The sequence below is a fragment of the Anabaena sp. PCC 7938 genome (assembly GCF_049315035.1).
Lineage (GTDB): Bacteria > Cyanobacteriota > Cyanobacteriia > Cyanobacteriales > Nostocaceae > Anabaena > Anabaena cylindrica.
The window spans coordinates 4698969-4719059 of sequence record NZ_CP186034.1; the positions used below are offsets into that span (position 1 = coordinate 4698969).

At 40.9% G+C, this 20091-nt stretch carries 4 protein-coding genes; all 4 read right to left on the reverse strand.

From position 1 onward, the window contains the following. Positions 1-67: 67 nt before the first annotated feature. Genes ACOWPH_RS21310 through ACOWPH_RS21325 form a run of 4 tightly spaced genes read right to left on the reverse strand, consistent with a single transcriptional unit; the run spans position 68 to position 20089 of the window. Positions 68-4627 carry a non-ribosomal peptide synthetase gene (locus tag ACOWPH_RS21310; protein WP_015217384.1) on the reverse strand — a complete coding sequence of 1520 codons (4560 nt, stop codon included), beginning with the start codon at positions 4625-4627 and terminating at the stop codon, positions 68-70. After that, on the reverse strand, positions 4624-7836 hold the full coding sequence (locus tag ACOWPH_RS21315; protein WP_015217385.1) for a non-ribosomal peptide synthetase: 3213 nt from the start codon (positions 7834-7836) through the stop codon (positions 4624-4626). The genes ACOWPH_RS21310 and ACOWPH_RS21315 overlap by 4 nt, the downstream gene beginning before the upstream one ends. Further along, positions 7833-15848 carry a non-ribosomal peptide synthetase gene (locus ACOWPH_RS21320; protein WP_015217386.1) on the reverse strand — a complete coding sequence of 2672 codons (8016 nt, stop codon included), beginning with the start codon at positions 15846-15848 and terminating at the stop codon, positions 7833-7835. The genes ACOWPH_RS21315 and ACOWPH_RS21320 overlap by 4 nt, the downstream gene beginning before the upstream one ends. Beyond that, entirely contained in the window at positions 15845-20089 is a 4245-nt protein-coding gene (locus ACOWPH_RS21325; RefSeq protein WP_015217387.1) for a type I polyketide synthase, read from the reverse strand. The genes ACOWPH_RS21320 and ACOWPH_RS21325 overlap by 4 nt, the downstream gene beginning before the upstream one ends. Positions 20090-20091: the final 2 nt, after the last annotated feature.

The window sequence follows — 20091 nt, forward strand, 5'->3', positions numbered from 1 at the left end:
GTAAGATAAAAAACAAACAATTGATTTCTCGCTGCATCTGGAGCATGAGACAAAAAATATTTAAATTCTAATGAACCGATATAGAAGCGAGAAAACCATGATCAATGAGATAGGAAATGTAGGTATTTAGCAACCTTTCATCAATAGGTGGACAGGTAATAGATGTACCTGTAAGTCCATTGAGTGTATTTTGACAATCAAATTTTAAAACTGTATTATCCGTGGTTTTTGCTGGAGAGAATCTGCTGGGAAAAAGTGAAACCAAGGGATATAAAGCGTGTTCAGGTGAATTTTCGGCTATATTCAGTAGTTGCGTATGCCATTGGTCGTAACAAACTTGCTGAATAGAGTATCCAAGCGATCGCATTTTTTCAAATAGTACACTTGAACAAACAGGTTGAGGATGAACGAAGTGAAAAGCCTGATTCCAGGACGCTGATTGCTTTGATAGGTGAACAATCGCCTGACTGGTATAATCTACCGGCATGATATCCAGCATCATTCCCTGATCTGGAATACTCCCTAACTGCACACAACCGATAATTAACCTGTACAAAAAGTCATTGACATTAAACACACCTGTTTGGCTGTGTCCTGATATGCGTCCTAGTCGATAAATACAAACAGGAAGACCCCGCAAACCAGCTTCAGTCACTAATTTTTCGGCAACCCATTTACTTTGGTTATAACCACCCAATGGCAATTGACCATCATCAATATTATCCTCTTCTCGGACTACTTTCACACCAGAATCACCCACCGCAGAGAAAACGCTGGTAGCAGACATGAAATGTACAGGTTTCGTTTTCACCTCACAAGCTAACCGCAGAACTTCTTGAGTTCCAAAAACATTGGTAGTTTTCAGTAACGAGTAAGGAGAAGCATGATTTACCCAAGCGCCATTATGATAAATTACATCAATGCACTCAGCCATCTTTTGAAACTCTGCTTCACCAACACCCAAAAAAGCCTGAGATAAATCTCCAAGCACAGGAATAACTCTATGACTATAATCTTCATCCCCAAGTAAATAAGACTCCAAGCATTTTTGTAGCTTTTGCCTAGCTGAATCACTATCTTTTTCTCTCACCAAACAGTAAATAACCGCCGATGTTTGTTGCAGAAGTTCGTGCAGTAAAAAAGCTCCCAAAAAACCAGTTGCTCCAGTTAATAAAATAGAATTAACTTCACAGTTTTGGGTGACTACAGTTGGAGGATAAATTGTCGAATCTAAAACAGCATCAGCCCTCAGCAATGCTAAAATTTCATCATTATTTTCAGGTACAATTCCCCTAATTTGGATATTTTCGATCCGTTCAGCCAAACCTGCAACAGTCGGCACTTCAAACAGATCTATCACCGTTAACTCCACCTGAAAAGTCTTGAACAACCGAGCAATTAATTGTGTTGCCAGTAATGAATGTCCTCCCAACTCAAAGAAATCATCATCAACCCCCACCTGTTCAACCCGCAGCACCTGAGCAAAAATTTCAGCCAAAATCGACTCTATTGGGTTACGAGGAGCAACATAAACTGCATCTAACTCAGGTCGAATCATCTCAGGTACTGGTAAAGCTCGACGGTCTACTTTACCATTAGGATTCAATGGTAAGCCTGACAAGATTACAAAAACCGCAGGAACCATATACTTGGGCAAAGTTTTTTCAATGAAGCGGCGTAAATCACTAGTATTAGGAATAGTTTCTGACTCAGGAACAACATAAGCCACCAGACGTTTTTCACCAAGATGATCCTGAACTACAACCACAGTTTCTCGGACTGCTGGATGTTGGGAAAGCAACACTTCAACCTCTCCCAATTCAATGCGAAAACCACGAATTTTAACTTGATGATCGATACGACCAAGAAGCTTGATGTTACCATCTTTGAGATAACAACCTAAATCCCCAGTTTTGTAAAGACGGCTGCCTGGCTGATGATTAAAAGGGTTAGAAATAAAAGCTTCCGCAGTTTTTTCGGGAAGGTTGAGATAACCACGCGCCAAACCAACTCCACCAATGTATACTTCACCCACAACTCCCACAGGCACAAGTTGATGCTGGCTATCTAAAATATATAACTGCTTATTGGCAGCAGGACGAATAGTAGGCGATATTTGCCCCCCATTACCACATTCCACCATACTGGCGTTTACCGTCGTTTCAGTGGGGCCATAGGCGTTAATAAATAGTCGCTCCTTTGACCATTGTTCAATCATTTCTACAGAAGGCGCTTCTCCTCCGACTAACACCATTTGCAATGCCGGTAAATCTTCAGGCGTTAAGGCTGCTAGTACTGATGGAAGTATGGTGATATGGGTGATAGCTTGTTCACGCAATAACCGCATTAAAGGTATTCCTGGCTGTAACTCCTCTGGCGTTGCCAAGTGGAGGGCTGCACCAGAACCAAGTGCCATAACTATTTCGGGGATAGAAGCATCAAAACTGAAGGAGAAAAACTGGAGGACGCGACTATCAGGTTTGACACGACAAGTACGAATTTTGTCTTGGGTTAAGTTTACCAATCCCTCATGATTAACTAACACACCCTTGGGATTTCCCGTAGAACCAGAGGTGTAAATTAGATAAGCTAGGTTTTTGGTTGTTACGCCACTTATTGGGTTTTCATCACTGTATTGACTAATTTTTTCCCAGTTTACATCTAAGGAAATTATTTGTCCTGAATAATCAGGTAGTCTTGTAACTAAATTCTGAGTTGTCAATAAAATCGGGATTTGGGAATCTGACAACATAAAAGCCAAACGTTCTTGGGGGTATGCAGGATCTAAGGGTAGATAAGCCCCACCAGCTTTGAGGATGCCCAATAATGCTACGATCATATCTAGCGATCGCTCTACACAAATTCCCACAATAGTCTCAGGTACTACACCCAGCTTTTGCAAGTATTGTGCCAGTTGATTAGCCCGTTGATTTAACTGAAGATAGGTTAAATATTGATCCCCAAAAACTACGGCAACTGCATCTGGAGTTTGTGCAACTTGGGCTGCAAATAACTCATGGAAACACAAATCTGGGGGATAATCGGTTTGGGTATCATTCCACTCCACCAACAACTGATGCTGTTCAGATATCGTCAATAAAGGTAATTCCCCAATTCGCTGTTCTGGATGATTAACGATACCCAAAACCAAAGTTTGAAAATGCTCCACCATGCGGGAAATAGTTACATCATCAAACAAATCTGTGTTGTATTCTAATACCCCCACCAATCCTGTGGAAGTTTCACGCATATCTAGAATTAAATCTAACTTAGCAGTAGAGTTTGTTTGGGCTAGGGGAGTAATAGTTAAATCGGGAAGTATAATATCTAGACCAGGCGTATTTTGTAACACAAACATCGTCTGAAACAAAGGACTGTAGCTCAAATCCCGCTCAGGTTGCAACTCCTCTATCAATTTTTCAAAAGGCAAATCTTGATGATCGTAAGCTTCCCAAGTTACCTGTCGCACCCGACCGAGTAATTCCCAAAAAGTTGGGTTGCCAGAAAGGTCGGTACGCAACACCAAAGTATTGACAAAAAAGCCAATCAATCCTTCAATCTCCACCCGATTCCGGTTAGCAATAGGTGAACCAACTAATAAATCTACTTGAGAAGTGTAACGATAAAGTAAGACTTTAAATACCGTTAGTAGAGTCATAAAAAGAGTAACTTCTTTCGTTTGACTCAGCACCTTCAGCGTCTCAGTCAGTTCAAAAGACAAACAAAAAGATTTACTTGCACCTCGGAAAGTCTGAACTCTGGGACGAGGACGGTCTGTAGGCAATTGTAATATGGGTAAATTACCACCAAGTTGTTGCCTCCAGTAAGTAAGTTGAGCCGATAGTACATCACCCTGTAACCACTGACGCTGCCATGAGGCAAAGTCAGCATATTGGATAGATAATTCTGGAAGCGGTGAGGGTTTTGCTTTACAGAAAGCTGTATACAAATTCTTTAATTCCCCCAGGAAAACCCCTATAGACCAGGCATCAGAGATAATGTGGTGCATAGTCAACAGCACTACATACTCATCCTCATCTAGACACAAAATGGTAATTCGCAGTAGTGGATCTTGAGCCAAATTAAAAGGTTTTTGAGCTTCCTCACGAGCTAAATGTAAAACTTCCATTTCTCGCTCTTCTTGACTCAAATCTCGCAGATTTACAACTGGTAGCACCCTGGGAGAAAATGGGTGAAATACCTGGAATGGCTGACCGTCTAAAGCCTGGAAATTAGTACGCAGAACTTCATGACGACGGATGATTTCGTTACAGCTTTGTTCAAAAGCGGGTAAATTCAATAAACCAACCAAACGCACAGCAGCAGGTATGTTGTAAAAGGAACTATTTTGTTCCATTTGGTTAATGAACCAAAGCCGTTGTTGGGCAAAAGATAAGGGAATATTTTTTGTTCGAGAAATGGGAATAATAGACTGAGTTTGTGAATTGAAAGTTAGTTTTGTTTGAGTGAGAAACTCCAAAATTTCAGATTTGCGTTCAGAAATCTGACTGCTGAGGTTTGGTGTCAATACTTCCTCTGGAGCATTACAACGTAGGCGTTGATCTTCTACCCAAAGTGTTACATCCAAACTATAAAGATAAGATAAAAATTCATCAATAGTTTTCATAATTCAATTTCCTTTCGACCTGGCTGGATAATAGAAGAAGACCGCGAAACTTGGGTGAGAGCTAAACGCATTGTTTCTATCCGCTCTGCTAAACCAGCTATAGTTGGTCGCTCAAACAAAGTCCGCAGGGGCAACTCCAAATTAAACGCTTCACGTAACCGAGAAATAACTTTGGTTGCTAACAAAGAATGTCCTCCCAAAGCAAAGAAATTGTCATGAATACTGACTTTTTCTAGTTTTAAAACATCAACATAGATAGCAGCTAATGTTTTTTCTATAGATGTGCGTGGTGGAACAAAAACAACTTCACTATCTCTGAGGAATGTATCGGCTATCGGTAAAGCTTTGCGGTTAACTTTACCATTTGGTGTTAATGGTAATGCCTCAAGTATGACAAACACATTGGGTATCATGTAATCCGGCAGTCTCAACTCTAAAAAGTGCCGCAATTCAGCAATTATCAATTTTTGTTCTGAGCGGGGAACTAGATACGCGACTAAACGTTGAAAATCTGCTTGATCTGAGTGAACTATAACCACAACTTCGCGGATATCTGGATGTTGACTAATAACTGATTCAATTTCCCCTAGTTCTATTCGGAAGCCACGGAGTTTAACTTGATAATCAACACGACCAAGATATTCAATATCACCATGAGATAAATAACGAGCTAAATCACCAGTTTTATAAAGACGACTATCTAATTCTTGGCTAAAAGGATGGGGAATAAACTTTTCGTTGGTCAAATCAGGACGATTCAAATAACCTCTAGCAAGTCCAACGCCACCGATGTGTAATTCTCCAGGTACACCCACAGGAGTAGGTTTTCCTTGACCATCGAGAATATAAATTTGGGTATTGCTAATGGGGCGACCAATAGGCACAAATGGCAATTGGCTATGAGGCTGACATTGCCAAAAAGTCACATCAATTGCTGCTTCCGTCGGACCATACAAGTTATGTAAATCAGCATCCAGAAGGGCAAAAAAGCGGTCTTGTAAAGTTTTAGGTAAAGCTTCTCCACTGCAAATTACCCGTTTCAGAAAACGACAAGTTTCTAAACCTGACTCTTCTAAAAACACTTGCAGCATCGCCGGCACAAAATGTACAGTTGTGATTTGCTCCCTGGCAATTAATTGAACTAAATAAGCACTATCTTGATGTCCTCCTGGTTGGGCAATTACTAATTTTGCTCCGGTGATTAATGTCCAGAAAAATTCCCAAACTGAAACATCAAAACTGAAAGGAGTTTTTTGTAAAACTCGGTCTTGTGGTGTTAAGTTATAGGTGTCTTGCATCCACAATAAACGATTACACAGCCCTTTATGGGTGTTCATTGCTCCCTTGGGTTTGCCTGTGGAACCGGAGGTGTAGATGACGTAAATTAGGTTTTCACTAGTAACGCTACTTTGGGGATTTTGGGGATTATAAAGGGTGATTTTATCCCAATCTGTATCTAGACAAATAACTTGGGCTGAATGAGTGGGTAGTGTTTCTAGTAGTGATGTTTGGGTGAGTAAAATGGGAACTTGGGCATCTGCCAACATGAAGGCAATACGCTCTGGGGGATAGGCTGGATCTAAGGGAACGTAAGCTCCTCCGGCTTTGAGAATCCCTAAGAGTCCCACAACCATTTCAAGGGAACGTTCTATACAAATGCCGACTAGTGTTTCTGGTTTTACACCCAGTTTTTGCAGATAATGTGCTAACTGATTGGCTTTGGTATTGAGTTCTCTATAGGTTAATTGCTCATTTTCAAAGACTACAGCAATTGCATCTGGTGTGAGTTCTACTTGTTGTTCAAATAGTTGATGAATACAACTTTGTTGGGGATAATCTACTTGAGTTTGATTCCACTCGACTAACAGTTGATTTTCTTCTTTTGGGGTGAGTAGTGGCAGTTCTAAAAGTCGCTGGTCTGGATTGGCGGCTATTGCTGTGAGTAATGTTTCTAAATGCCCCAACATTCGCGTAATGGTAGGCTGATCAAAACGCTGACACTTATAGGCAATTTTCAAGACTAACTCTGAGCCAGGAATTGCAGATAAAGTTAAAGGAAAATTGGTTTTTTCAAAACTGCGAACTTTAACAATGTTTAAATCGGTAATTTGTTCCTGTAAAGAAGCATCTATAGGGTAGTTTTCAAACACTACAATACTTTCAAACAGGGGCAGATGCCTGGGTACTTGACTCCAACCGTGAATTTCTACTAGGGGACTATATTCATATTGACGTGATTCCACCTGTTGTTCTTGGAGTAGTTGAAGCCAAGGAATTAGGGAGTCAAAGGCATCTATTTTTACCCGCATCGGTAGGGTATTAATAAATAGTCCGACCATTGATTCTACATTTTCTAAAGTAGAAGGGCGACCAGAAACAGTAGCGCCAAATACGACATCTTCTTGACCACTGTATTTTTTTAGAAGTAATGCCCAAGCCCCTTGTATTAAAGTATTAAGGGTGAGATGTTGTTGCTGTGCTAAAGATTGTAATGCGGCTGTGATTGTTAGTGATAGTTGGATTGTTTGTTCAGCGTGAATATCTTCTTGTGTTCGAGTAATTTGGTCTACTCCCAAGGGTGTTGGGGCTGTAAAACCTTTTAGTTTTTCTTGCCAAAAAACTTGAGCTTCCGTTAGGTTTTGTTGCTGTAACCAGGCAATGTAGTCGCGGTAGGGGCGGGGTGATTTGAGAATAGGGCGATCGCACTGGCAAAGTCCTTTATAGTGGACAAGTACTTCTAAAAAAATGATCGGTACAGACCATCCATCTAGGAGTAAATGGTGATGACTCCAGGCGAAATGGTAACTGGTATCTGTCAGACGAATGAGAATTAGCCGCATTAGGGGCGCTTTGGATAGTTCAAAACCCCGTTTTCGGTCAGTGTCTAATAAAGTATCTAGTCGTTCTTGTTGTTCAATGGGTAGAATTCCTCGCCAATCTTGTTCTTCCCAGGGAACATTGACTTTTTGACCTACGACTTGCAAGGGTTTTTCTAAGTTTTCCCAGACAAAAGCAGTGCGTAAAACTGGATGCTGATTGATTGTTTGCTGCCAAGCTTGAGTAAAGGCTGAAATGTTTAATTGTCCATGTAAGTCGCAGATCAGTTGAGTGATATATGTGCCGGATGTTGGTTCATAAAGGCTATGAAACAGCATTCCCTGTTGCATGGGGGAGAGAGGATACACATCTTCAATATTTTTTGCCCTCATCCTATAGCCCCTCCTTCAAACTCCACCATTGCCAATACAGCATCTAATTCTTTTTGATCAAACTGTGCTAAGGGAAAATCAGAAGGTGTGAATCCACCTATATGAGAAGATTGACAATGGGCAATGAGCGATCGCAATCTTTCCAGAAAATATTGTGCTAATTGTTCCACTGTGGTTTTTTTATGAATATTTTGACTGTATGTCCAATCCATTCTCAGTTGACTATTAACTACAATCCCATTCACGGCTAAAACATGGCTACGACTTGCTTTTAAGCTGTAAGTCAATCCACAGGATTCTTTTGTTGGCAAAAATAGCGCCGAATTTGAAAATACTTGGTCTATCTGACCCAAATAATTGAAAACTACCTCTGCTTGGGGCATTTCTCGCAATTGGGCTTTAATTTCTCCATCTTGGCTAAGATAACGCAGTAAACCGTAGCCAATACCCCTATTGGGAATACGCCGTAATTGCTCTTTAATAGATTTCAATTCTTCCCCTAAATCAGAAGTCTGTTTGAGTTCTAACAAGATGGGAAATAGGTTAGTAAACCATCCTACAGTCCTTGACAAATCCACATCATCAAAGATTGCTTCCCGTCCATGTCCCTCTAATTCCACTAGCAGTGATTCTGTTCCCGTCCATCTTCTAAAGGACTGTACTAAAGCTGTTAACAGTACATCATTAATTTGAGTTTTATAGGCTTGGGGTACTTCCTGTAACAGTAGCTGAGTTTCTTCTACAGTCAAGAAAATAGATACCGTACTCACTGATGCTTCAATATTTTCACCACCAAGATAATCCACTGGTAGTTTAGAAATATTTCTGTAGGCATCCCTCAGCCAATAATCTAATTCTGACTTAATTTTTTCTGACTGGGCGTAATCTGTTAATCGTTTTGACCAATCTTGAAATGAGGTAGTTTTCGGCGGTAAATGAACAACTTGATCCAAAATCAACTGCTCATAAACTGTTTGTAAATCTTCCAGCAAAATCCGCCAGGAAACACCATCTACAACTAAGTGGTGAATGACTAACAGTAGACGACTCGACTGATTAGCACCAAGATCAAATAAACAAACTCGGACTAAGGAACCTTGTGATAGATTCAAACTAGCTTGTAATTGAGTTGCGATCACCTCAATTTCTGATAGTGTAGACAACTTTATCTTTGTAAACGGGACATCTGCATTTAGATCACCATTAACCTGCCGCCAGCTATCACCCAGACGCTCAAAACGCATACGCAGAGCATCATGGTGTACCAATAGATGTTGTAAAGCTTGCTCTAACAACATAGTGTTTAAAGGTTGTCGCACCTCCAGCAATACCGCTTGATTCCAATGGTACGGTTCTAGAAATTCCTGCTCAAAAAACCATTGCTGAATAGGAGTGTGTGGATGTGTACCGATAACTAAACCTTGTTCAGGTTGGACTAATTGATTTTTCCCTACTACTGTTGCTAATTCAGCAATAGTCTGATGTTGAAATAGCTGTTTTGGTGTTAGCTGTAAACCTGCGCGATGGGCTAGAAAAATGATTTGCAGACTGAGAATTGAATCACCGCCTAGCTCAAAAAAATTGTCTTGAATGCCTATTGGTTCCCGTCTGAGGACATGACTCCAAATACCAGCTAGTGCCTCCTCAACAGAGTTATGGGGGGGAATAAAAGCGGTTGCCAAATCGGGTCTTGTCGCATCAGGAGCCGGTAGCGATCGCCTATCTACTTTACCATTAGCTGTCAGAGGTAAAGCATCGAGAATCACGAAAGCAGATGGAACCATATAATCAGGTAATTTTTCCTTTAAAAAGCTCCGCAGTTCCCCAAGGAAATATCCTGTTTTGTGATCTTCCCCATTTCTGATCACATAGCCAACCAATCGCTTCTCACCAGGTAAATCCTCTCTTGCCAAAACCACCACTTCCCGGACATCTGGGTGTTGACTAAGAACTGATTCAATTTCCCCTAGTTCTATTCGGAAGCCCCGGAGTTTAACTTGATAATCAACACGACCAAGATATTCAATATCACCATTAGATAAATAACGAGCTAAATCACCAGTTTTATAAAGACGACTATCTAATTCTTGGCTAAAAGGATGGGGAATAAACTTTTCGTTGGTCAAATCAGGACGATTCAAATAACCTCTAGCCAGTCCAACGCCACCGATGTGTAATTCTCCAGGTACACCCACAGGAGTAGGTTTTCCTTGACCATCGAGAATATAAATTTGGGTATTGCTAATGGGGCGACCAATAGGCACAAATGGCAATTGGCTATGAGGCTGACATTGCCAAAAAGTCACATCAATTGCTGCTTCCGTCGGACCATACAAGTTATGTAAATCAGCATCCAGAAGGGCAAAAAAGCGGTCTTGTAAAGTTTTAGGTAAAGCTTCTCCACTGCAAATCACCCGTTTTAGACAACGACAAGTTTCTAAACCTGACTCTTCTAAAAACACTTGCAGCATCGCCGGCACAAAATGTACAGTTGTGATTTGCTCCCTGGCAATTAATTGAACTAAATAAGCACTATCTTGATGTCCTCCTGGTTGGGCAATTACTAATTTTGCTCCGGTGATTAATGTCCAGAAAAATTCCCAAACTGAAACATCAAAACTGAAAGGAGTTTTTTGTAAAACTCGGTCTTGTGGTGTTAATTTATAGGTGTCTTGCATCCACAATAAACGATTACACAGCCCTTTGTGGGTGTTCATTGCTCCCTTGGGGTTGCCTGTGGAACCGGAGGTGTAGATGACGTAAATTAGGTTTTCACTAGTAACGCTACTTTGGGGATTTTGGGGATTATAAAGGGTGATTTTATCCCAATCTGTATCTAGACAAATAACTTGGGCTGAATGAGTGGGTAGTGTTTCTAGTAGTGATGTTTGGGTGAGTAAAATGGGAACTTGGGCATCTGCCAACATGAAGGCAATACGCTCTGGGGGATAGGCTGGATCTAAGGGAACGTAAGCTCCTCCGGCTTTGAGAATCCCTAAGAGTCCCACAACCATTTCAATGGAACGTTCTATACAAATGCCGACTAGTGTTTCTGGTTTTACACCCAGTTTTTGCAGATAATGTGCTAATTGATTGGCTTTGGTATTGAGTTCTCTATAGGTTAATTGCTCATTTTCAAAGACCAAAGCAATTGCATCTGGTGTGAGTTCTACTTGTTGTTCAAATAGTTGATGAATACAACTTTGTTGGGGATAATCTACTTGAGTTTGATTCCACTTGACTAACAGTTGATTTTCTTCTTTCGGGGTGAGTATTGGTAGTTCTAAAAGTCGCTGGTCTGGATTGGCGGTTATGGCTGTGAGTAATGTTTCTAAATGCCCTGCCATTCTGCTAATTGTTGAGGCATCAAACAAATCAGTATTGTATTCAAAAGCAGCTCTCAGTCCTGAATCCTCCTGTTCCATATACAGCGTCAGATCGAACTTAGCACTGCCAAGTTCAGTTTCCACAGCACTAACAGTCAACCCTGCCAACTTTAATGCAGACATAGGTGCATTTTGCAGCACAAACATGACTTGAAACAGAGGTGTATGACTCAAAGACCGTTGTGGCTGAAGTTCTTCAACCAACTGCTCAAAAGGTAAATCCTGATGAGCATAGGCTCCCAGCGCGACTTCTCGCAATCGACCGAGTAATTCCCTAAAAGTGAGATCACCAGATAAATCCGTTCTTAACACCAGGGTATTGACAAACAAGCCAACTAATTGCTCTGTCTCCCCTTGATTGCGGTTAGCAATTGGTGTCCCCACCACGATATCTGTACTATTTGTGTAGCGTCCCAGCAGCACCTTAAAAGCCGTCAGCAAAGTCATAAACAAGGTACTCCCTGTTTGTTGACTTAACATATTCAGAGCGATGGTTAATTCTGGCGAAATAGTAAAGGCATGAATAGCACCCTGAAATGTCTGCACCGCAGGTCTGGGGCGGTCTGTGGGTAATTCTAATTTAGGGGGTAAAGCTTCTAAATGTTTACGCCAGTATAATATCTGCTCTTGTAGTACTTCTCCCTTTAACCATTGTCGTTGCCATGAAGCAAAGTCTGTATATTGGATAGGTAATTCTGGCATAGTCGGAGTTTGACCTGCACAAAAAGCTGTATAAAGCTGCGACACCTCACGCATAACGACACCAATTGACCAGCCATCAGCAATAATATGGTGTATGGTCAACAATAAGATGTGTTCTTTTTCTCCAACGTTCAGTAATTTTACTCGTAATAGGAAGTCATGGTTGAGGTCAAAAGGAGATTGTGCTTCTGCTAAAACCAGTTGTTTAATTTCAGTTTCTCGTTGCTGGGTGGGTAATGCACTCAAGTCAAGAATGTTTAACTGTATCGGTCTTGTGGGTGAGATAAATGCTATTGGTTGCCCTGCGACTGTTTGAAAATTAGTCTGCAAGGTTTTGTGGCGTTGCACAATTGTGTGAAAACTTTGCTCTAACACATCATAGTTAAGTTGTCCTTGTAACCGCACCGCAATAGGTATGTTGTAAAAGGGACTATCTGGTTCTAACTGAGTGAGAAACCATAACCGCTGTTGAGCAAAAGACAAGGGTAATTCGCCTGTCCAGAAATGGGGTTTTATCGATGGTATTTCCAGTCCTGTGCCTGATTTTGAGGATTTTTTTATCTCTTTGGCTAACTGGGCTACTGTTGGTAACTCAAACAGACGACGCAAAGGTAGTTCTTGTAAAAAGACTTGCCGAATTCGAGAAATTACGCGAGTTGCAATTAAAGAATGTCCACCTAGTTGGAAAAAATTATTGTGAATCCCTACTTTTTCTAGACCGAGAACATCTGCCCAAATGCCAGCAAGTATCTCCTCCACAGGAGATGAAGGTGGGACAAAATCAGTTTTTGGGGATAACTGGATTGGGTCAGGTGCTGGTAAAGCTTTGCGGTTAACTTTGCCATTTGGTGTTAATGGTAATGCCTCAAGTGTGAAAAACACATTTGGGATCATGTAGTCTGGCAGTTGCAACTCTAAAAATTGCCGTAGTTCGGAAATTGCTAAGTCTTGTTTTGAGCGGGGAACTAGATATGCGACTAAACGTTGAAAATCTGCTTGATCTGAGTGAACTATAACCACAACTTCGCGGATATCTGGATGTTGACTAAGAACTGATTCAATTTCCCCTAGTTCTATTCGGAAGCCACGAAGTTTAACTTGATAATCAACACGACCAAGATATTCAATATCACCATTAGATAAATAACGAGCTAAATCACCAGTTTTATAAAGACGACTATCTAATTTTTGACTAAAAGGATGGGGAATAAACTTTTCTTTGGTCAAATCTGGACGGTTTAAATATCCTCGTGTCACCCCTGCACCACCAACATATATTTCCCCAGGAACTCCCACAGGTACTAATTGAAAATGCTGGTCAAGTAAATATATTTGTAAATCAGGAATAGGACGACCAATCACACTAGCTGTATTGTTTAAATCAACCATAGTTAGAGGACGATACGTCACATGAACGGTAGTTTCTGTAATTCCGTACATATTGACTAATTGCGGCCATTGGTCTCCATGTTGATCAAACCACGGCTTTAAGCTTGGTAATTCTAAAGCTTCTCCACCAAATATTACCAATCGTAGATTCAATTCTGGACTGATACCTAAAGACTCTTCAGCTTTAATTAATTGACGAAAAGCCGAAGGTGTTTGGTTGAGTACCGTAACCCTTTCTTCACACAATAGTTGATAAAATTCTTCTGGTGAGCGACTAACTAAATAAGGAACAACTACCAGTTTTCCACCATAAATTAAAGCTCCCCAAATTTCCCAAACTGAGAAATCAAAAGCATAGGAATGAAACAGCGTCCATACATCTTGGGAATTAAAATTGTACCAAGCTTGCGTGGCAGCAAACAAACGCACGATGTTACTATGATTAACTAAAACCCCTTTAGGTTGACCTGTTGAACCAGAAGTATAAATAACATAAGCAGCATTTCCTATTTTGACATTGCTGGTGGGGTTTTGTGGACTATGGAGGGTGATTTTATCCCAGTCTGTATCCAGACAAACGACCAGGGCTGAATGAGTGGGTAGTGTTGTTAGTAGTGATGCTTGAGTGAGTAAAATGGGAACTTGGGCATCTGCCAACATGAATTCTAGACGCTCTGGGGGATAGGCTGGATCTAAGGGAACGTAAGCTCCTCCGGCTTTGAGAATCCCTAAGAGTCCCACAATCATTTCAATGGAACGTTCTATACAAATGCCGACTAGTGTTTCTGGTTTTACACCCAGTTTTTGCAAATAATGTGCTAACTGATTGGCTTTGGTATTGAGTTCTCTATAGGTTAATTGCTCATCTTCAAAGACCAAAGCAATTGCATCTGGTGTGAGTTCTACTTGTTGTTCAAATAGTTGATGAATACAACTTTGTTGGGGATAATCTACTTGAGTTTGATTCCACTCGACTAACAGTTGATTTTCTTCTTTCGGGGTGAGTATTGGGAGTTCTAAGAGTCGCTGATCTGGATTGGCAGCTACTGCTGTTAATAATGTTTCTAAATGTCCAACCATGCTGCTAATTGTCGCGGCATCAAACAAATCAGTATTGTATTCTACTTCTCCTATTAAACCTGATTCTGTTTCTGCAAATTCTAAAGTTAGATCAAACCTGGATGTCTGGTTATGAGTGGGGAGAATTTCTAGGGTGAGTCCGGGAATTTCTAAACTGGTTTGCGGCACATTGAGAAAAGAAAACATGACTTGGAACAACTGAGAATAACTCAAGTCCCTTGGTAATTGTAATTCTTCTACCAGCTTTTCAAAGGGTAAATTTTGGTGAGTATAAGCATTTAATGTCACCTCTCTTACTCTGATTAATAATTCCCGAAAACTGGGATTACCCGATAAAGAAGTCCGCAAGACTAAAGTATTAGCAAAAATGCCAATTAGTTTTTCAATTTCGGCACGGTTGCGGTTAGCAATGGGAGAACCAACTAAGATATCTTCTTGACCTGTGTAGCGGTAGAGTAAGGTTTTGAAGGTTGCCAGCAGTGTCATAAACAAGGTAGCTCCCACACTGCGACTAGTAGCTTTCAGGGACTCAGTTAATGTTTTGGACAGCGAGAAGTTATGTATCTTGCCAGGGTAGGTTTGAATAGGTGGACGCGATCGCTCTATGGGCAGTTGCAGTAAGTTGGGGGCATTGTGCAGCTGCTGTTTCCAGTAAGCAAGTTCTGTTTCTAATAAGTCAGTTTGTAAATACTGCCGTTGCCAAACTGTAAAGTCTGCGTATTGAATTGGCAATGGAGGCAGTGGTGATGCTTTGCCTTGAGCAAAAGCTTGATAAAGCAGGGTAAATTCGTCTAACAGTAAATTAATAGCCCAAAAGTCTGCAAGGATGTGGTGAATAGTCAGTTGCAGTAGATATTCGGTTTCTTCTAGTTGTAATAGTGTGACTCGTAATAAAGGCGCTTGGGTGAGGTCAAAAGGTCGTTTAGCTTCCTCTGCGATCAGACGCTGTACCTCTAGTTCCTGCTCGGTTTTAGTTAGCGATCGCCAATCGACCACGGGTACTGTAATATTTAAATTGGGTGCGATCTCCTGAATTGGTTGCCCATCTACATTTTTAAAGCTTGTCCGCAAGACTTCGTGACGCTGTACAATTTCTGCAAAGCTTTGTTGCAAAACTGCTATTTGTAGAGAACCGCTAATTTTTACTACCCCAGATTCGTTGTAAATAGCACTGTTACCTGCAATTTGCTCTATTAACCACAATCTTTGCTGGGCAAAAGACAACGGTATATCTGTATCTCTGGTAACAGGCACAATTGCCCCGGTACTATAACTAGAATCCAGAGTTGTGTTTTGTAAAAGTTTAATAATCTCTGGTTTGTACTCTTTAATTTGCCCCAATAAAGTGGGTGTTAATGTTCCTGTAGGTGTGCTGTAGTGGAGTTTATCGCCGTTGACCCAAAGCTGTATATCTAAACTCTTCAGATAAGCTAAAAATTCAGTAGTAGTTTTCATAATTCTCCCTCTTCACGTAGGCATATCCTGCTCATTCCCGCACTCACAGTTTCTCGCTCAAAGTATTTAGCTAAATCAGCTACAGTTGATGCTGCAAATAAACTATTAATGGGTAACTCTATTCGCAGTTTTTCTCGGACTTGAGAAATAAAGCGCACAGCTAACAATGAGTCTCCCCCTAATTCAAAAAAGTTATCATTAATACCTATCCGCGAGACACCAAGTATTTCTTGCCAGATGTTTATCAGGGTTTGCTCATGCTCGTGACGAGGAGCAATATAAGCACTACTTAAAAGCGGTCGCGGATGTGCTGGTTGGGAAAGATTAATTTGTTCTAAGGTGGCTAAAAAATTCTCTGCTTGATGATTAATCAGTTGTTGTTCGGTTTGATGTAAATCATTTTTAGATACTACAACTTGAGATAGTTTACTACTAAGAATCCTCACAAAAGCATCTATTCCTTCTGAAGGTAATAATCCTGCTGAGGTCTGTGTAGAAACTAGTTGCTGAGATGCTTTAGCTGCCATACCAACTTGTTGCCAAGCATCCCAATTTATAGCAACTGTAAATGTGCTATTTTTAGAATTTTTGTGGCGAGCGAAAGCATCTAAAAAGGAGTTGGCTGCCGTATAATCTACTTGCCCGAATATACCTTTAATTGCAGCAATTGATGAACACAAAACGAGGAAATCTAATTGCACATCCTGGAAGATATTTTCTAAAACTAATGTCCCTGTAACTTTGGGAGATAGAATTTTATGTGCTTCTTCAATGGATTTGATTTGCATCACACCACCACCAGGAACACCGGCAGCGTGGATGACACCATTGATAGTACCGAATTGTAGCTGTCCGCAAGCGATCGCTTTTTTCATCTGTGCTAATGAAGCTACATCAGCGTTAACAACCAAAATTTCCGCCCCAAATGTTTCCAATTCCTGGATTTTGCGAATTGTCGCGGTGATGGGATTTTGCTGATCATGGTTAGCTAACCATTGTTCCCACTCGTCGCGCTGGGGAAATGCTGAACGTCCTGTAAGTATCAACTTTCCTTGCACTGTCTTAGCTAAATACTCTGCTAAAACTAGTCCAAGTCCACCCAATCCACCAGTAATCAGATAAACTCCCCCTGGCCGTAATCGTGGGGTTTCATCTTTTGCTTTTTCTAAACGGACTGGTTCAAAAGTTTGCACCCAGCGAGAAACACCACGGTAAGCAATTAATTGCTCAGATGATGCAACTCTCAATTCAGTCAGCAGATTTTCTAAGAGTTTTTCATATTGCCAAGTCCCAGCTACAGGCAAGACAATATCAATGCTGCAACAATTAAAATTGGGGTATTCTTGCGGTATCACCTGAACAGGCCCTAGCAAAGTTGATTTTTGGGGAGATAGAATTTCATCCCCAACAACTGATTGCAAGTGATTAGAAATCACCACCAACCGATACTCACCCATAAGAGGATGTTTGCCCAATGCCTGGGCTAAAAATAACAGACTATTAAATCCTGTGGTTTGCCATTCATTAATTACTTCTGGGTCTAATGTGACATTGCACAGATGGACAATTGTGTGGGGTAGTTGCTGTTTGAGTAGGAGTTGTTGGACTAGGGCATCATAATCATCAGAGGATTGAGGATTGAGAGAGTAAGAGCTTAACTTCTCAAATTCCGTTCCCACTTGGACTGTGATCACATCGTGACCTTGCTGTTGTAGTCGTTCTACTAATTGCCAACCCAAGCCGCATTCATCCAAAAATACTAAATAGCTAGACTGCTGCGGTGCTAGTTCTTGATATTGGGTTGAAATTACCGATTGCTTCCACAAAGGTAAATAAAACCAATCGGCAATATCCGACTTTTTCACCTTTGATATTGGTGTTTGCGGTTCAATCCAATAACGCTGACGCTCAAAGGGATAAGTAGGCAAAGGCAGACGCTGACGGCGTTCATGAGCATAAAATCCTGACCAGTCTACAGATGCCCCAGCTAACCACAATTGACCTAAAGTATTCAGTAAAAATGCTACTGCTGATTGATCTTCGCCTATTGAAGATAGCACCACCTGTTGAGCAGATTTAGTTGGATGCTGATTGGCTAAGGTACTTAAAGTGTTTCCTATCCCTACCTCTAGCAAAATTTGTCCCGGCTGTTGGCATAACTCTTCTAAACCTGCGTTAAAATTCTCAACTTTCCCTAAATGTTTCAACCAGTAATGGGGGTCTGTTGCTTCTTGGGTAGTAATCCAAGTTCCCGTCAAATTAGAGATGTAGGGAATTTGTGGTGATTGTAGGTGAATTTCGGCGATTTTTTCTTTATTTGCGACTAATTTTAAAGCGTCTTTCAAGGAAAATACTCCGGCTAAGGCCGCCGCTACATATTCTCCCATCCCATACCCAATCATGCCTACAGGATGTATTCCCCAAGATATCCATAATTGAGCTAAAGCATATTCAATTGCAAATAATGCTATTTCTGGGGGTTTTTCAGAATAGAGAACTTGACGCAGATCAATTCCTAAATCAGGTTGGAGCAGTTCACAGCAGATATCAATATGCTGACGAAATGCGGGTTCCACTTGGTAGAGTTCTTTGGTTATGTTCACATATTGCGTACCCGGACCTGGAAACATGAAGATAACTGGCCGTTCTTGAGATGCCTGAAATTGGCTGAACACTGTGGAGGAATCTTGTGATTTAAGAGCTTTGACAGCTGCGTCCAGGTTTTGAGATACTACTATACGGCGATCGCTAAAAGCTTGACGACCAATACTCAGGGTGTAAGCAATATCAGCGAAGTTGAGTTCTTGATGCTGTTCTAGATATTTAGCAAGATTAGCGGTGGCTGTATCAACGGCTGTAGCAGTTTTAGCGGAGATAACTAGCAACTGCCAAGGGCGTGATTTTCCAGACTGTGCTGGTTCAGGAGCTTCTTCTAAAACAATATGGGCATTCGTACCACCAACACCAAAAGAACTCACACCAGCGCGACGAGGACTATCCTGAGTGTTCCATGCTGATAGTTTGCTATTGACGTAGAAGGGACTATTGGCAAAATCAATTTGCGGATTAGGTTGCTCAAAATGCAGACTGGGGGGAATCATCTTATGTTTGAGTGCCAAGATGGTTTTGATTAAACCTGCTATCCCAGCCGCTGCATTCAGATGTCCCACATTAGTTTTGACTGAACCAATGGCACAGTAACCTTTATTTTGAGTACTAGCACGAAAAGCTTTAGTGAGAGCGGCAATTTCAATCGGATCTCCCATTGGAGTCCCAGTCCCGTGAGCTTCAATATAACTAATAGTTTCTGGATTTAACCCAGCATTCGCTAAGGCTTCTGCAATTACCTCTGCCTGTCCTTCTACACTAGGTGCTGTATAACTGACCTTTAATGAACCATCATTATTAATAGCCGAGCCTTTAATCACTGCATGAATGCGATCGCCATCTCTCAAGGCTTCTTCTAACCGCTTTAAAACTACAATGCCAACTCCACTACCAAACAGTGTTCCCTGGGCTTTGGCATCAAAGGCTCGACAGTGACCATTTGGTGAAAGGATGCCACCCTCTTGATAAAAATAACCCGCTTTATGTGGCAAACTAATGGCAATTGCACCCGCTAAGGCAATATCTATTTCATAATTAAGTAAACTTTGGCAGGCTAAATGAGTCGCTACTAATGAAGTAGAACAGGCAGTTTGAATATTAATTCCTGGCCCTTTTAAATTTAATTTATAACAAACTTTTGTAGGCAAATAATCTTTATCATTTGCTAGTAATAAATTCCCCATCTCATGGTCATCTATATTATCCTCTTTGGAGATTTTTCTCAGGGAATAATTATTAAAAATTCCCCCAGCATAAACACCAATTAATCCCTGATAATTCTCTGTTACATAACCAGCATCTTCTAGTGCTTCCCAAGCAGTTTCTAAAAATATCCGTTGTTGCGGATCAATTAACTCGGCTTCTGCTGGGTTATAACCAAAAAAGGCAGCATCAAAAAGTTCTATATCTTCTAAAACAGGTCTAGATTTGACATAATTATCTTTACTAAATAGCGATGAAGGTATACCAGATGCTACTAGACTTTCTTGAGAAAGTTGAGTTATAGACTCTACTCCATTAACTAAATTATCCCAGAATTGAGCAACATTTTTTGCCCCCGGAAACCGACACGACATACCAATAACTGCTATATCCGTATCCCTAAATTTATCATCAGAATTACTTGTTTGCATTT